This window comes from Desertibacillus haloalkaliphilus (assembly GCF_019039105.1).
Classification (GTDB): Bacteria; Bacillota; Bacilli; order Bacillales; family KJ1-10-99; genus Desertibacillus; species Desertibacillus haloalkaliphilus.
On the sequence record NZ_JAHPIV010000001.1, the window covers coordinates 59,790 to 75,234 of the forward strand.

General features: G+C 42.2%; 19 protein-coding genes and 1 other annotated feature. Of the genes, 3 read left to right on the forward strand and 16 right to left on the reverse strand.

Annotation, left to right across the window (positions count from 1 at the left end; translation table 11 throughout):
• Positions 1 to 174: 174 nt before the first annotated feature.
• The 7 genes from KH400_RS00280 to KH400_RS00310 all read right to left on the reverse strand — a co-directional run bounded on the left by KH400_RS00280 (position 175) and on the right by KH400_RS00310 (position 5,764).
• Positions 175 to 915: an MBL fold metallo-hydrolase gene (locus tag KH400_RS00280; protein WP_217221155.1), complete on the reverse strand. Its 741-nt coding sequence runs from the start codon at positions 913 to 915 to the stop codon at positions 175 to 177.
• Positions 916 to 1,310: 395 nt separating this feature from the next.
• Positions 1,311 to 1,601, reverse strand: a complete 291-nt coding sequence (gene rpmA / locus KH400_RS00285; protein WP_217221156.1) for a 50S ribosomal protein L27 — start codon at positions 1,599 to 1,601, stop codon at positions 1,311 to 1,313.
• A gap of 2 nt (positions 1,602 to 1,603) precedes the next feature.
• The gene (locus KH400_RS00290; protein ID WP_217221157.1) at positions 1,604 to 1,948 is read right to left on the reverse strand and encodes a ribosomal-processing cysteine protease Prp; all 345 of its coding nucleotides are present in this window, start codon (positions 1,946 to 1,948) and stop codon (positions 1,604 to 1,606) included.
• Between the two features lie 9 nt (positions 1,949 to 1,957).
• Positions 1,958 to 2,266 carry a 50S ribosomal protein L21 gene (rplU, locus tag KH400_RS00295; RefSeq protein WP_217221158.1) on the reverse strand — a complete coding sequence of 103 codons (309 nt, stop codon included), beginning with the start codon at positions 2,264 to 2,266 and terminating at the stop codon, positions 1,958 to 1,960.
• Between the two features lie 14 nt (positions 2,267 to 2,280).
• Positions 2,281 to 2,351: a sequence feature (ribosomal protein L21 leader region), on the reverse strand.
• Between the two features lie 134 nt (positions 2,352 to 2,485).
• Positions 2,486 to 4,003, reverse strand: a complete 1,518-nt coding sequence (locus KH400_RS00300) for an Rne/Rng family ribonuclease (RefSeq protein WP_246589104.1) — start codon at positions 4,001 to 4,003, stop codon at positions 2,486 to 2,488.
• Between the two features lie 101 nt (positions 4,004 to 4,104).
• A complete protein-coding gene (locus KH400_RS00305) occupies positions 4,105 to 4,977 on the reverse strand; it encodes a M50 family metallopeptidase (RefSeq protein WP_217221160.1) in 873 nt (290 codons plus the stop codon).
• Positions 4,970 to 5,764 carry a M23 family metallopeptidase gene (locus KH400_RS00310; protein ID WP_217221161.1) on the reverse strand — a complete coding sequence of 265 codons (795 nt, stop codon included), beginning with the start codon at positions 5,762 to 5,764 and terminating at the stop codon, positions 4,970 to 4,972. The genes KH400_RS00305 and KH400_RS00310 overlap by 8 nt, the downstream gene beginning before the upstream one ends.
• Before the next feature lie 314 nt (positions 5,765 to 6,078).
• Between KH400_RS00310 and mobA the strand changes: the two genes are divergently transcribed.
• On the forward strand, positions 6,079 to 6,678 hold the full coding sequence (mobA, locus tag KH400_RS00315; RefSeq protein WP_217221162.1) for a molybdenum cofactor guanylyltransferase: 600 nt from the start codon (positions 6,079 to 6,081) through the stop codon (positions 6,676 to 6,678).
• A 424-nt stretch (positions 6,679 to 7,102) separates the two neighbouring features.
• On the opposite strand, the gene KH400_RS00320 is transcribed toward mobA, so the two are convergent.
• Genes KH400_RS00320 through KH400_RS00340 form a run of 5 tightly spaced genes read right to left on the reverse strand, consistent with a single transcriptional unit; the run spans position 7,103 to position 10,269 of the window.
• The gene (locus KH400_RS00320) at positions 7,103 to 7,765 is read right to left on the reverse strand and encodes an MOSC domain-containing protein (protein ID WP_217221163.1); all 663 of its coding nucleotides are present in this window, start codon (positions 7,763 to 7,765) and stop codon (positions 7,103 to 7,105) included.
• 12 nt (positions 7,766 to 7,777) lie between these two features.
• Complete coding sequence (moaD, locus tag KH400_RS00325; protein ID WP_217221536.1) at positions 7,778 to 8,014, reverse strand: molybdopterin converting factor subunit 1; 237 nt, start codon at positions 8,012 to 8,014, stop codon at positions 7,778 to 7,780.
• On the reverse strand, positions 8,014 to 8,481 hold the full coding sequence (locus KH400_RS00330) for a molybdenum cofactor biosynthesis protein MoaE (RefSeq protein ID WP_217221164.1): 468 nt from the start codon (positions 8,479 to 8,481) through the stop codon (positions 8,014 to 8,016). The genes moaD and KH400_RS00330 overlap by 1 nt, the downstream gene beginning before the upstream one ends.
• Entirely contained in the window at positions 8,474 to 9,010 is a 537-nt protein-coding gene (gene mobB, locus KH400_RS00335) for a molybdopterin-guanine dinucleotide biosynthesis protein B (RefSeq protein WP_217221165.1), read from the reverse strand. The genes KH400_RS00330 and mobB overlap by 8 nt, the downstream gene beginning before the upstream one ends.
• Positions 8,998 to 10,269 (reverse strand): molybdopterin molybdotransferase MoeA, encoded by a 1,272-nt coding sequence (locus KH400_RS00340; protein ID WP_217221166.1) that lies wholly within the window; start codon positions 10,267 to 10,269, stop codon positions 8,998 to 9,000. The genes mobB and KH400_RS00340 overlap by 13 nt, the downstream gene beginning before the upstream one ends.
• A gap of 342 nt (positions 10,270 to 10,611) precedes the next feature.
• Here KH400_RS00340 and modB point away from each other — a divergent pair, with 342 nt between their 5' ends.
• Together modB and KH400_RS00350 are read left to right on the forward strand one after the other, a co-directional pair.
• Entirely contained in the window at positions 10,612 to 11,292 is a 681-nt protein-coding gene (gene modB / locus KH400_RS00345; protein WP_217221167.1) for a molybdate ABC transporter permease subunit, read from the forward strand.
• Complete coding sequence (locus KH400_RS00350; protein ID WP_217221168.1) at positions 11,289 to 12,347, forward strand: sulfate/molybdate ABC transporter ATP-binding protein; 1,059 nt, start codon at positions 11,289 to 11,291, stop codon at positions 12,345 to 12,347. Before modB ends, KH400_RS00350 begins: the two co-directional genes overlap by 4 nt.
• A 95-nt stretch (positions 12,348 to 12,442) precedes the next feature.
• Here KH400_RS00350 and minD read toward each other — a convergent pair whose 3' ends face one another.
• The 4 genes from minD to mreC all read right to left on the reverse strand — a co-directional run bounded on the left by minD (position 12,443) and on the right by mreC (position 15,440).
• Positions 12,443 to 13,237 (reverse strand): septum site-determining protein MinD, encoded by a 795-nt coding sequence (gene minD, locus KH400_RS00355; protein ID WP_217221169.1) that lies wholly within the window; start codon positions 13,235 to 13,237, stop codon positions 12,443 to 12,445.
• 40 nt (positions 13,238 to 13,277) lie between these two features.
• Positions 13,278 to 13,964, reverse strand: coding sequence for a septum site-determining protein MinC (gene minC, locus KH400_RS00360; protein WP_217221170.1), 687 nt, complete (start codon positions 13,962 to 13,964; stop codon positions 13,278 to 13,280).
• A gap of 82 nt (positions 13,965 to 14,046) precedes the next feature.
• Positions 14,047 to 14,571: a rod shape-determining protein MreD gene (gene mreD, locus KH400_RS00365; RefSeq protein WP_217221171.1), complete on the reverse strand. Its 525-nt coding sequence runs from the start codon at positions 14,569 to 14,571 to the stop codon at positions 14,047 to 14,049.
• Positions 14,568 to 15,440 carry a rod shape-determining protein MreC gene (gene mreC, locus KH400_RS00370; RefSeq protein WP_217221172.1) on the reverse strand — a complete coding sequence of 291 codons (873 nt, stop codon included), beginning with the start codon at positions 15,438 to 15,440 and terminating at the stop codon, positions 14,568 to 14,570. The genes mreD and mreC overlap by 4 nt, the downstream gene beginning before the upstream one ends.
• Positions 15,441 to 15,445 lie beyond the last annotated feature (5 nt).

Here is a 15,445-nt window from a genome sequence, read left to right on the forward strand (position 1 = left end):
CCTTTTACCAATTAAGGTGTCTCTGGTTTTGTTAATAGAGTAACTCACTTCTCTCTATCACAATTCAAAGTATAGTAGTCTATTATTAAGGACAATTAGAGTAGACATTAAGCTTTCATAAAAAATGTGAAGGTTTTGTAAAAAAATATAAAAACGCCTTAACAGTTCAATCTGTTAAGGCGTAAATCGCAATGTCAAACCCGCTGTCGCTGTCTGAACATAACCAGAATAATAGGCGTTTGCTTCCCTGACTAATTGCTGATGGTCACCAAAATGTGGGAGATGAGTTAATAGCAATTGCTTAGCTCCCGCTTCAGATGCTACCGTGGCTGCGTCCTTACTCGTCATATGACCAAAAGACGCCGCTTCTTGCCCTTCATAAAAACTTGCTTCAGCCACGAGCAAATCCGTTTCACTCGCGAATGCCGACAGTTCCGGAAAATAACTTGTATCTGCGGTATACACCAGTGAGTATCCATTATATTCAACTCGAATCGCGTAGCATGGCTTCGGGTGGATCGTTTTACAAAATGAGACTTGGAACGGGCCAATCGAAATCGTTCCGTCAGCTTGATAAGCAACTGCTTTAACATATGGCGGATAAGAAAGCTTCTTAAATTCATCTTCATCCTCACGATGCCCATATAAGAGAAGCGGATTAGTGCTTTTACCAAGCTTTGAGTTAATAAGACGATTATAGTGAAGAACACCGATATCAGCGATATGATCTTGGTGATAGTGTGAGACAATGACTGCATCTAATGTTTCTGGTGCACAGTATGCTTGCATTTGCGACATTGCCCCACTACCACAATCAAGTAATAGGCGATACCCATCAGCTTCAAGCAAGTAACTCGATGTCGCCTCCCCACTTCCCGGATACCCATGCCAATAACCAATCACCGTAAACTTCATTATATCCCACCCTTTCAATGACTATTTTTAGTATAACCCGAACGAACCTCTCTAAGCCTTACACCAAATAAAATTAAGAGAGGACAACCCTCCTCAGCGCTATATCCAATCAACATTCTTAACCACCCCTAAAAAAAGAATTGAATAACGTAGATAGCGAGACGCGAAACGGTGATAACCGTTTCCGCCGACGATACGTCCGCGTAGAGAAGATGTGGCGAACGCGCTGTAAGCATGCTTTTCGCTTACATAAGCGTACGACATATTCTTCTCGTCAAGGGTCAAGCGATTCAACCTATCCAAAGCGATAGGAGTATTACTCCTATGGGACGTTCGCTCTTAAAAAAGCTAAGAAAAAAGCCTTTAGTGATCGAATCACTAAAGGCTTTTTTAACTTATGCTTCTTGAGCAACTGGATATACACTTACTTGTTTGCGGTCACGACCAACGCGTTCAAACTTAACAACGCCGTCAACCTTAGCAAATAGAGTGTCATCTCCACCTTTACCAACGTTTACTCCAGGGTAAATACGAGTACCACGTTGACGAACTAGGATTGATCCACCAGTAACTTCTTGTCCGTCAGCACGCTTCGTACCAAGACGTTTCGAGATTGAATCACGACCGTTCTTTGTACTACCTACCCCTTTTTTCTGTGCGAAAAATTGAAGGTTCATTTTCAACATGTTCATTCACCTCCTGTGGTTTCAATAACTTTTATATGTTCGCTGTATTGTTCTGCGATTGATTGTAACGAGACAATCATGCCGTCTAATAAGAGTTGAACTTTCTCATGTGTATCACTGTCTAAATGACTAGGTATGATACAGCGGAGAAAGCCTCCGTCATCCTCCATCTCGACATCGAGTTGAACATGACATAGAGCATCAATTGCATTCACCGCTCCAAACGAGACCGCAGAAGCACCAGCACAAACGAGATCATAGCCATAAGGACCAGCATTAGCGTGTCCACTCATCGTAAATGATGAAATCTGCTTGTTTAGCTTACGTTCTACACGTACGTTAATCATCGTAATGCCTTATGCGTTGATTTTTTCAATAACAACTTTTGTATAAGGTTGACGATGACCTTGCTTACGACGGTAGTTTTTCTTTGGCTTCATTTTGTAAACGATGATCTTCTTCGCACGACCTTGTTTTTCAACTTTCGCGCTAACTGTTGCACCTTCAACGTAAGGAGCTCCAACTTTCACATCGTCTCCGCCTACCATTAATACTTTATCGAAATTAACAGCATCACCTTCAGCAGCGTCTACTTTTTCGATATAGATTTCTTGGCCTTCTTCAACTTTGATTTGTTTTCCACCAGTTTCAATAATTGCGTACATTCTCTGCACCTCCTCAATATACTAAGACTCGCCATCCCAGGTGCGCACTGCGCTTAAAACCTGTTCTGTGCGGTTGTAGCTCTTTGGGTGCTCACCAAACAACTAACAAAAGCTATAATAGCATGAGTCACTTCTTCGTGTCAATAACGTTTTAACAGTCATCAGCGCTCACTTGCTAAAATGATTATACTTAAAAGTTGCGCAGAAAGCAATGTGGGTTTAACGGTTAGTTTTTTCCAATTGAAGCAGTCTTTGCTTTGCGCCTTCATCCTCACCAATAAAACGTATCTCGTAGTCATGTTCAGTCATTTTTTCATTGCTATAAATATAGATATGATAATGAAACGCCTCTTCTAACGCTTTCACGTGCTCGTCATTTTCTCCTTTTATGATCGTAGCAACATGTGGAGGCACTTCAAGTAGCAACGCCTCATCATCCATATTTCGATATTCCCACAGCAACCGTTCTACTCGGTAGGCTTGTGCCTCGTCCGATAGCACGGTCCCCTTACCACTGCACGTCGGACAAGGCTTTGATAAGCTGTCCTGTAGGTTTTGACGAACCTTTTTCCTAGTCATCTCAACTAAACCTAACCCAGTTATGCCGACAACGTTTGTTTTCGTCCGGTCGTCCTGTAAAGCTCTTGTAAATGCATGCAATACCTCTTTGCGATCTGCCTCATGACGCATATCGATGAAATCAATGACAATAATTCCTGAGATGTCACGAAGTCGAAGCTGCTTGGCAATCTCTTTTGCCGCTTTTACATTCGTTTTCTTGATTGTCTCCCGCAAATCATTTTTCCCGGTGAATTTGCCCGTATTTACATCAATAATCGTTAGTGCCTCGGTTTGTTCAATTAATAAATAGGCACCATTTTTTAACCAGACATGATGTTTTAACGCTTTCTCTAGTTCTTTTTCGATGCCATGGTAAGAAAATATGTTTTCACGTTCACGGTATAGTTTCACCTTCGTTTGTAGGTGTGGATAGGGGTCTAGCAATTCTTTTAAACGTAGGTAATCCTTCTGGTTATCAATGACAATTTCATGTACATCATCAAACGTAAAGTCACGAACAATTCGCTCTAACAAACCGATATCTTGATGAACGAGTGCAGGCGGTTTTAATTCCTTACCCTCCTTCCACACGTCCTGCCAAAATCTACGTAAAAACCTTAGCTCCTGTTCTATTTTTTCAGCTGACTCTCCTTCACAGACGGTACGAATGATCATCCCTTCATTGTCACTTAACAATTCTTCACCGATCAGGCGCCAACGTTCCCGTTCCTGTTCCGTTTTCATGCGACGTGACACACCACAATACCCACCTTCAGGCATATACACGATATAACGGCCGGGAAACGAGACAAGGCCTGTTAGCCGTGGTCCCTTCGTTCCAAAGCCTTCCTTTGTCACCTGAACAAGCAGTTCTTCACCTTTGGTCACAAATTCAGAAATGTTGCGTTTCTTTTTTTCTTCTTCCTCTTCATCAAATCGTTGAAAACTCAGCAAATCATCGCGATACAAAAAACCATTTTTGTCACGTCCAAGGTCAACAAACGCTGCTTGCATCCCTGGTAAGACGTTGACCACTCTTGCCTTATATACATTACCGACGATACGATTTTCAACTGGGCGTTCCACCATGAGCTCAACGACTTGACCGTTTTCAGTTATCGCTGCTCTTCGTTCCGTTGTTGCCAAATTAAAATAGATCGTTTTCAATAATCTCATCCCCCGCTATTCAGACACCTTCATTACTTTTGTCGCACCCTTTCTTACTACCTTCCCTGCTTCATCTCTTCTATATAAAAAGCTAGGCTATTACACCGGACTTAGGAGATCAATCGAAGTGCTTCTTTCATTGTACTATACATATTGTTCCCTTCAAAAAAAACACGTAAAATTTCTTTCTCATCATATTGCTTCCGTTGCTGGTCTGCAAGTAAAGTAACAATGATCGTATGTGAAAAACCGCGCCGGAATTGCTGAACAACATCGCGAATTCGTGTGTCTTCTTGAACGATAATCTTTCGCCTCGCGAGGGGGATAAGCTGCGGACGATAAAACCGCTCCATTAAAAATCGCATAAAATAATAATTTCGTTGCCTCCATTGCAAATAGTGTGATGCATATAAAAAGGTTAACACCACCCATAAATTTAAATGAAACGGATAAAGGTAAATACTCGTTATACTCACAACAAATAAGCTAATAAAAGAAAATATAAGTGCTCGTTTTTGCGCCACTTGAAAGGGCCACTTCATGGAGCATAACAACAAGACTAATCTCCCACCATCTAACGGCCATACCGGCAAGAGGTTAAACAACAAAATCATTACATTATGAGCAACAAAAATCTCATGATCATTGACAGTCCAAAAATCAAATTGTAAACAAGCAAACGAAAGTAAAATCAACCAGAGGTGCTGCAGCGGTCCAGCTATAATAATAATAAACTCCTGATATAATGGCCGGTTCCCGTGTTCATCCATCTCTGCAACGCCACCGAACGGTAGCAATTCAATTTTCGTTATTTTCCATTTAAAAAAATGGGCCGCTATACTGTGACCCATTTCATGGATAAAAACAATTGTAAAAACCATTAACACTTCGCGAAAATACCCGGTTAAAATCCCGATACCGATCACAAACCAGAAGAATGGATTAATTTTTATTTTGTTGAAAAGGTCGAAGAAGCTAGTCAAATGAAATCACTTCAATCGGATCAATGTAATCCTCGCCTTGCTTTAACGCAAAGTAATATTGTCCATGTTCGGTTTCACCCTCCTTGGAGACACTGCCAACAACTGTACCCGTTGATACGTGATCATAGAGATTCACCTCGACCTCATCTAGCATTCCATACCATGACTCCCCACCATCATAATGTTGAATGACGACCGTGTTTCCTAGGTCAACCTCTTCATCAACAAAGGTTACTTGACCTCCCTTGACTGCTTCAACGACGGCATCAGCCTCTGTTTCCACTAGCACACCCGTCCCACTTTGTTCAAAGCTTTGGGTCACATGACCACTAGCAGGAACAGCGTAAGCCATTTCGACCGCTTCATTTTCAAAGTCTTCGAGAGCCACATCATTTGTCATCGGCAATAAAGCCATTGGTCGACCGAACTGATTTTCATACCAATTTGAAATTTGTGCAAATTGTAATTCATGTTCATAAGAGTGTTGTACAAACTGCCTAGCACCTTCAAGCTGTGGATTACCTGTTTTAAAGAGGATGGCAACGATTAAAAATAAACATACTGCAGCCATCAATCGGAATAGAAATAAATCTTTTTGCATCCACTTCTCCTGAGGTGGTCCGCCTTTCTTCTCATCTTGATAAAGGTAAAAATCAGGCTCGTCTCGCGCTTCATCATGACGGTCAAAAATCTGTGGTGCTGACCGTTCTTTCTGTTGTACTTTGCCCTCAACTTCTCTTCGTCGTTGCACGACTTTTTTACGAATCTTATCCACTCGTTTTGACATTAGTTCCCCCCACCTTTACAAGCCTTCATTTGTTTTGTCTGCTTTTTAAGCGTCTCTATCATGGGCCTTCGGTCATGACCTTGTCTCACTTGTTTTGTAATACATCTTATGACTTGTCCCCGCAAGATATGCAATAATAGAGGAAAGAGGAACGAAATATTAATAGTGCGTGTTTAAAAGTAGTATAAAAAGTGAAAGTTCAAGAGGTATAGCTATTATTACGTGAGCAGTGTACAAGTAAGCCAACGAAAGAAATTCGACAGTAACTTTTACGGGACACTTTGAACATTATCTAATAACAATGAGGGATTCATATGAAAACAGATCACAACATAACAGGCGTTGTCCTCGCTGGAGGGCAATCAAGAAGATATGGAAGTCCAAAGGCATTCGCCACGTTTCAAAACAAACCATTCTATCAATGGGCAGTTGAGGCATTAACGCCTCATACAGAAAAAGTGATTGTCATTAGCCACCCGACATTAACAAGACGGCTTCAAGATATCGGAAACTATGAAACGATTGAAGACGACTCAGCCGTAAAAGGACAAGGACCACTTGCCGGCATTTATAGCGCGATGTGCCACCACTCCTCCGAGTGGTATATGGTTCTACCGTGCGATACGCCACTTATTGACGAGAAAATCGTTGGGGTATTGTGTGCTCATGCAGTCCAAGGTAAAAATAGCGATGCGGTTGTACCAACAGCTGCAGGTAAGACACAGCCCCTTGTAGCGATCTACAACCGTCGTTGTTTACCGATCATTGAAAAGCTATTAGCAGATGGTCAGCTTAGGATGATGGACTTATTATCTAAAATCAAGGTTGAACACATTCGTCGAGATGAAATTGGCACCTCAGATCAAGCCTTTATCAATATTAATAAGAAACAAGATTGGGAGAAGCTACAGTGAAGGTCAAAGATATTCGCCGTTTTGTAAAGAAACGGACCCTCGGCCTCGGTTCGCTGTTTCCTCTTATTTCCCCTAATTGAGCAGGTAAACGGACTCTGGATCCCTTATCGGCTTTAAATGCACGGATTCCGCGCCATTTCTGGGCATTTAACGTCTCCTCTGTCCTCTTCACACCTTTATTAGACGAATTTTACCCGAATAGCGGAATCAGGGTCCGCTTCCTTCTATGAGCGGACCCTCAGTTCTTTATTTTGCGAGTGTACTTGCCCCTGCCTGCTACACCTTCAACTTAATTTCTCTTTCCTCAGTGAACCACCCTAAAATTCTAACCTAAGGCGGCGTGAGTAAGCTTACTCCTCTGAACACTCACCCCTGCTAGCGCACTCCGACCCCTTTTCTACCGAAAGAAAAAACACAGCCCTAATTAGGACTGCGTCTCATTCGCCTCTAGCTTTTCGAGCCGTTGTAATAAAGGCTTTTTCCAACTTGCGGCGAGTTCTTCTACATTTACTAATTTTTTTAACGCCTGCTGATTTTCCTTGTCATGATACATCGTTTGATTCGCAAATGCGATCGACACACCGCTTTTGTGTCGTTCTTTTACAACTAGCCGTGAATGCTTTGAAACATGACCTTCCTCTAGTACACGAAAGTAAAAGCCGCTGTAGCCTGTTTGTTGCACTCGTTGCGGCAAGTTCTCTAGCTTATGTACACGAGCAATCTTATAGCAGGGCTGCCGCGGCTGGCTTACTTGCACAACAGCACCACCAAGTTGAAACACATCTCCAATACAAACATCAGCCTCTGTTAATCCTCTAACCGTCAAGTTTTCTCCAAATGCGGATGCCTCAAGCTGTATACCCAGCTCACGTTCCCAATAATGATAATGGTCATAGCTATAAACACAAACAGCCTTATCAATACCACCATGGTTTTTCATATCGGCTTGACGATCCCCTGCCAAGTTTTCCTTAGACAAATAGACTGGCCCATCTACTGGCGTTTTTATGAAACCTGTTTCTACATCGCCTCGCTCGGAACGTAACCATTGCGGCTGCCCGACATTCACTGAAACTATTTCAATCATGAATACTCCTCCTTAGCCACCACTGACTGGAGGAATAAGGGCAACTGTATCTCCTTCTTTGATGACATCTTGATCGTCTCCATACTCTTCATTAATCGCCACCATAAAGCGCTCAAGCTCAGGTAAGCTCGGATAGCGCTCACTCAACAGTTGCTTTAACTCGGTAACGGTAAGAGATGACTGTTCCAGCTCAACCTCCCGCCGGCCTACGATTTCTTCCAATTCAGCAAAAAATAATACTTTGATCATCATTTTCCCTCCAGCTCAGGTTTTCCTGTTGGGTATGGTGTTTTTTCTAATTGGTCACCAATCCACTTCTCGCCGTCTTCCCAATGCTCTTTTTTCCAGATTGGCACAATCTCTTTAATTCGCTCAATCGCATAGCGACTCGCCTCATAAGAATCAGCGCGGTGCGGTGTTGAAACTGCGATCACAACCGCAATGTCGGTAATTTCTAACCGACCGATTCGATGAGTAATCGCAACTCTTGTATTTGGCCACTTTTCATTAATTTCACTACCTATTTGTGCTAGCTTTTTCTCAGCCATTGCCACATAGGCATCATATTCTAAATATAACGTCCGCTTCCCTTTTGTCAGCTCCCTTACAGTGCCGATAAACGTATTAATGGCACCAGCATGAGGATGTGTCACTTTCGTCACCACTTCTTCAATAGAGATCGGCTCATTTGTCATTATAAAAAGGTTGTCACTCATGCATATCCCCCCTTACATAATTGTCTCGTAACCACGTAATCGCTGTCTCATCACCGATCGAAAACACTGGGACTCTAATCCCTTTAGACAGGTCTATCAGTCGCTCATCCCACGTAATGACAGCGATAATATTTGTTAATTCGTGAAGCAACGCCCGATCACCTGCTTCTTTTATAATCACTACTTTCGGATAGTCTTCAAATTTATAACCTTCCACAACGATACAATCAAATTGAAACGGTTCATACAGTTGGATTAAATCCGCCAACCTCCAGGATTGATCGTTCGTGATTTGTAGCTGTAACTGGTTTTGTCCCGTCACTATCGTTGCTGCTGAGCCAGCTTGGCGATGGCGCCAAGAATCTTTCTTTTCATCCAGTGCCGTTAAAGGGCCTTTATGTCCGTGATGCTTAATGGTAGCCACGTTGATGTTGGATTGAGTAAACGAAGCAACAACTTTTTCAACAAAGGTCGTTTTGCCACTGTTACTATAGCCGACCACTTGAATGACGGATGTTACTCTCCCCACGGGTTCGAACTCCCTTCACCTTCTAGTAATAAAACATCGACAACGGTTCCTGCTTCAAATCCCCTTGTTCCTCCTGGCAGCACAAGTAGAGCATTTGCATCAGCAAGGGATGTGACGATTCCAGATTTATCAAGACCTGTCGGTGCGACAACAAGTTGATTACCCTCAATGGAGACGCGACTACGGACAAAACGCGTAAACGGATTGGGCTTCGGGAAATCCTTCGTCAATGTCGCCTTTGCTCGCTGTAAGTGTGGCTTTTCTGATGCAAAAAAGCGCTGAATGATTGGTCTCGCATAAAGCTCAAACCCAACATAACAAGCGGATGGATTTCCTGAAAGTCCAAATAACAGCTTTCCGTTATATTCAGCAACAGTTGTGACACTGCCCGGACGCATCGCAATCTTATTAAATAGCACGTTGGCTCCTAATTTTTTATAGATTTCAGGTAAATAGTCATAATCGCCAACAGACACCCCGCCTGTTGTTATTAAGACATCAACTTCATCAATGGCCGCTTTAATCGCGTTGAAACATTGATCAAAATCATCAACAAGTTTGCCATAATATTTCGGCTCAGCACCTGCACGTTTAATTTGTGAAGCGACCATATAGGCATTGCTGTTGCGAATTTTCCCTGGAACGAGCGGTTCACCAACATCAAGAAGCTCCGTTCCGGTTGCATAAATACCGACAAGCGGCTTTTTAAATACTGGTACCTTGGCATAACCAAAGGTCGCCAGCAATGCTTTAATCCCTGGATCAATCTTTCTACCTTTCTCAACGAGCGGATTCCCCTTTTGGGCATCTTCTCCTTGAACAGAAATGTTATCACCTGCTTGGAACGAGCGCTTAATCTGAATATAAGAGTTCCCTTCCTCGTCCGTTCGTTCCTTCGTCAACTCAAACATGACGATAACATCGGTTCCTTCAGGGATTTGTGCTCCTGTCATAATTCGAATCGCTTCGTATCGCTCTGGCACCTTAGTAGCAAGCGATCCTGCTCCGATTTCTTCGATCACTTTAAACTCAACCGGTGAATCTGCAGATGCTTCCTTCGTATCTTCAGCACGCACGGCAAATCCATCAAGTGGAGATTTATCAAACGGGGGGACATCATGGTCCGGGATGAGTGGCTCTGCTAAATACCTGCCATCACTGTCTTCAATCGAGACATGCTCAACCCCCGCTTGCTTTGTAAATTGTAAAACCGCTTGAACGGCCTCTTTCACTGGTATTGGCTTACGTTGTTCAAACATACATCCACCTCTATTTACTCCTCATTCTATTTGCATTACGTTATACCCATTATACGCCTGTTCTTACCTATTATAAAAGTTTCAATGCCAATTAACTGTACAGAAAATCACAACATTCATTATGTATTTGTTTATAATAGGGTTGATTAGCATGTACGTGTTCACTTCGTTGAATTATAATGAACGTATACACACAAACATCTCAAATCGAGAACAATATCACCTTATAGGAGATTTCTATGCACCTACTCATTTTCAAGACTAGAGACGTCCACCACTTTGGAGAACGGATTCAAATAAAAAACAAGCAAGAATACGCACCCGATAAAAGAGGTCAGGCACATGGGTGAGCTTAATTTATTTCCATTATTATTATCGTTACGCGTCGCAGGCACCGCAACCATCATTACGATCATCATCGGGCTGCCACTTGCCTATTATTTAAGTCGTTCAAAAGGCAAGCTGGCCGATATCCTCGATACGATGCTCACGTTGCCAGTGATTTTGCCACCAACAGTGTTAGGGTATTATTTATTAGTACTGCTCGGACGGCAAAGTAAGGTAGGACGTTTTTTAGAAGATACGTTTGGGATAACGATTGTATTCACACCCACAGGTGCAGTGATTGCGGCAACGATCGTCTCAATCCCTTTTACGATAAAATCCGCAAAAGCCGCCTTTTCTTCGATTGACCATAACTTGCTAAATGCAGCTCGAGTTCTTGGACGCAGTGAGTTCAATTTGTTCTTCGCTGTCATTATCCCCCTTGCCTGGCCCGGGATCGTCTCAGGGATTACGTTGAGCTTTGCACGAGCTTTAGGAGATTTTGGAGCGACATTAATGGTTGCCGGTAGCATTCCTGGTGAAACGATGACGATGCCAATCGCGATCTATGATGCACTTCTCGCTGGGGATCGTGAGCTTGCTAACTTGCTCGTCTTAATAATGACAGTTGTCTCGATCGTGATTATTTATATCGTCAACCGCCTAGAAAAACGAATGATTAAGGAGCGTCAATCATGATCGACGTTAATATCACAAAAGAATGGAACGAATTTCAATTAGATGCCTCATTTCAATTTAAAAAAGGGGTTCTCGGTATTTTAGGACCTTCTGGCTGCGGTAAAAGCTTAACCTTACAAGCCATAGCCGGCCTACAGACGCCTGATCATGGGACAATTACGTTAAATGGACAGACCCTTTTTGATGCAAAATCGAAAGTAAATGTAAAGCCAAAGGATCGTAACATCGGCTATGTTTTTCAAAATTATGCATTGTTTCCGCATTTAACTGTTGCCAAAAACATCGGCTTTGGCCTAAAGAAGGTCAACAAACGAGAACGTCTGCGTCGTGTTGATGAGATGCTAACAAAAATGCAGCTAGATGGCTATGGCAACCATTACCCATCAGAACTCTCAGGCGGCCAGCAACAGCGTGTCGCACTTGCGCGTACGCTAATAACCGAGCCAGAACTGTTATTACTAGACGAACCTTTTTCTGCGCTCGATCAGCACGTCAAACATGCCCTTGAACAAGAGCTCGTATCTCTTCTCAAAAAAAACTTTGATGGAATCGTTCTGCTGGTTACGCACAATATTGAAGAAGCCTATCGCTTATGTGATACGATCGTTATCTATGAAAATGGGAAGACAGTCCAAGTCGGAGAGAAACAAGAAATATTAGAGCGCCCCGCAACGTTAACAGGAGCGCGTCTGATTGGCTGCGATAACATCTTCAAAATCAATACCCTTTCAGAAGAACAACATGAGCTGGTTGTTCAAGTCAATCAACTTCTCATCCGTACAAGCAAAACAGAGCTAGCACCAACACATCTCGGTATTCATGCGCATAAACTCAAGCTCACCGATCAGCGAGATGAAGAGAGAAATCAGTTTTCATGTACACTTGAAACAGTGATTGAAGGTATTAACAGAACGACCATTCACGTCAACTGTCATGGAACAACCATGACAGTTGACGTAGAGAAAGAACAAGCAAATCTACTTCTTCAATCAAACGAGCTATACTTGACGATACCATCTGATAGTGTCTTTTATATTTCTAAAGAATCCCCTTGAACCACCTTCTGCTCCCAAGCTATCTTCCCTGCTAACTGTCACTAGCGTTCCAGCTACTACCAAAAACACTTGAGGCAAGAACCTCAAGTGTTTTTTTAACGTATCCCAAAGAATTTCTTCACTTTTGAAAAGACACCACTATTTTCCTCAAGAGATAGAAGAGGTACTGTTTCCCCTAATATTCGTCGTGCGATGTTTCGGTACGCGATAGACGCTTTTGTATTTGGTTCCATCGCAATCGGTTCACCTTTGTTTGAGGCTTTGATGACATTATCATCATCAACGACAATGCCGAGAAGTTCAATTGCAAGCACAGACACAATTTCATCGACATCTAACATGTCTCCGTTTTTCATCATATGCCCACGAATACGATTGACAACTAGTCGTGGTGGTTCAATATCTTCTTGCTCTAATAACCCGATAATCCGATCGGCATCTCGAACCGATGACGTTTCCGGGGTTGTGACAACAATCGCCTTATCTGCTCCTGAAATGGCATTTTTGAACCCTTGCTCAATTCCGGCTGGGCAATCGATTAACACATAATCATACTCACGCTTTAATTCCTCGATGATCTCGCGCATATGATCTGGATCAACGGCTGTTTTATCTTTTGTTTGCGCAGCTGGCAGTAATGCTAAGCACTCAAACCTCTTATCCTTAATTAGTGCTTGTTTCACGCGGCAGCGTCCTTCAATGACATCAACTAAATCATAAATAATGCGGTTTTCTAGACCCATAACGACATCTAAATTACGCAAGCCAATATCGGTATCGACAAGACACACTTTTTTTCCGGAAAGCGCAAGGGCTGTCCCAATATTTGCCGAAGTCGTTGTTTTACCAACGCCTCCCTTACCTGAAGTAATGACAATTGCCTCTCCCACGCTCATTTCCCCCTTCTTCCTCTAGTACAGATGCTAGATATCAATTTCTATAACTCTCTAATCTAGTTAAATTTGGTCTTAATTGTGTTAACTGTTGAACCCGTTCAAGCGTAATTTCATCCTCAGTTCCATCTATGTATGCACATTCCATTTCATATCCAACCGGCTCCGTATGATCCGGTGCATATTTGACCAACTCGGCAATCCGAAGCTGAGTCGCCGCCATATAGGATGACGCGATCACTGACTGCTTGTCACCATGACAACCTGCATGAGCCACGCCTTTTAAAGCACCCATAACAAAAATGTTCCCTGTTGCGATGACCGTCCCTCCTGGATTGACATCGCCAATAAGCAATAAATCACCTGTAATTTCAAGAACTTGTCCAGAGCGGATGATTCTAGCAATTGAAACGATTTGTGACTGTTTTCGTATATTCTCAGCCTCAACCTTACTGATCACATTCGAATCAATTTGCTCAACATGCAAATTTTTATTCTCAACTATGACTTGTTTTAAGTCTGACTCTTGTTCATCAGTTAAATAACGGTTACCAATCGAAACTTTCACACTTACTTGCGGTCCATCAGTTAATTGATAATGGTTAGATGATAGCTTTTCATCTAATTCTTTGATCAGTTCAGCATACGAACATCGGTCATCTAACATCAGAATAAGGCCATCTTTGGTTCCTTTTATTGTTACATAATGTTTTGTTTGTGTCATTCCAAAGTTCACCTCAAACACTGGTTAAATACATCCATAAATACTATTCAACAATGGGGCGGGCAATCCCTTTTTTATTAGATTAATTTTCTCGTTGATAGTCCAATCGTTTTATGTACAGCAAAAATTTCTTAAGTGGATACGCGATCAGCGCAGCAAATACACCATTAAGGATCACCCCTGGCAAAAGACGTGTAGATAAGAAAACCTCATGGACAACTTCAATGTGTCCGATTAATGTGTAGAGACCATAGACAAAGTACTCGACAAATACGACAGCTAGGAGCGTAAGAATAACAATCAAGGCATAACTGCGTTTAACCCTAGCAAAACCAAGGGCAAACGAGTAACCAACAAGTCCGAGCGCAAATGTATAGATCCCTAGTAAATTAGTATAAATCACATCATAAAAAATGCCAAAGATCATGCCATAGACTAAACCATATCCACGTCCATTAAAAATAGCAATAAATACAATCATTACGACAACAAAACGTGGAACAAGCAGCAAATCACTGCCATAGGCACTAGGTGAAAAAACTTGAAAAATTGTCCCTTCAAAAATAAATAAACAAAAGACGATCATAGGAAGGAGATAACGAATCACGAATCATCCCCCTCAATCAATTCCGGATCTAGCGACGTACTTGTTCGCTCAATCACCATCACGTAATCAATGTTATAAAAATCAGCTTCTGGCTCAACATGAGCGTTGGCAGTGAGGCCGTATTCATCTGGTTCTACATCAACAACTTTGCCAATCGGCAGTCCTTCTGGGAAGATTCCCCCTAACCCTGAAGTACTAACGATTTGATCCTCTTCAATATCAGCATCAACGTCCAACTTTTTTACTAGCAATGTCCCTCGCTCTTGATCATACCCTTCAACAAAACCAAAAACCGGCTCCTCACCGTGAATCATTGCGGATACCCGGTTTGTCGGATCATGATCCGATAATAGCTGTACTGTGGATGAAAATTGAGAAACATTATTGACTTTACCAATTAATCCTTGGGAATTGATGACCGCCATGTTCGGTTCAATCCCGTGTTGAGCACCTTTATTGATACCAATAAACTCACTCCAACGATCAGGGGTGCGGTGAATGACCAGTGCAGGTCTCATTTGATAGTCATTTAAGCTTTCTTCAATTTCAATCAGCTGTTTTAAACTTTCATTCTCACCCTTTAGCAAATTTCGCTCAACTGAAACCGCAGCATATTCATCTAAACGGGACTTTAGGACTTTATTTTCCTCATAAATGTATCTCATCTCTTGTATATTCTCAAAGAAACCCGCTACAGATTGAGCGGGTTTGTTGAAGATGGTTTGTACCCATCCGACAGAATCTCTCATAAATTGTTCTGGCCATGTCACTCTCTCGCGATCACTCATTGAAAAACCAATCAATGCCACTAAAATAATAATGCTGACCATAAGAACAATAAGTCGTTTGTTGGAAAAAAATTGTGGCATAGCTT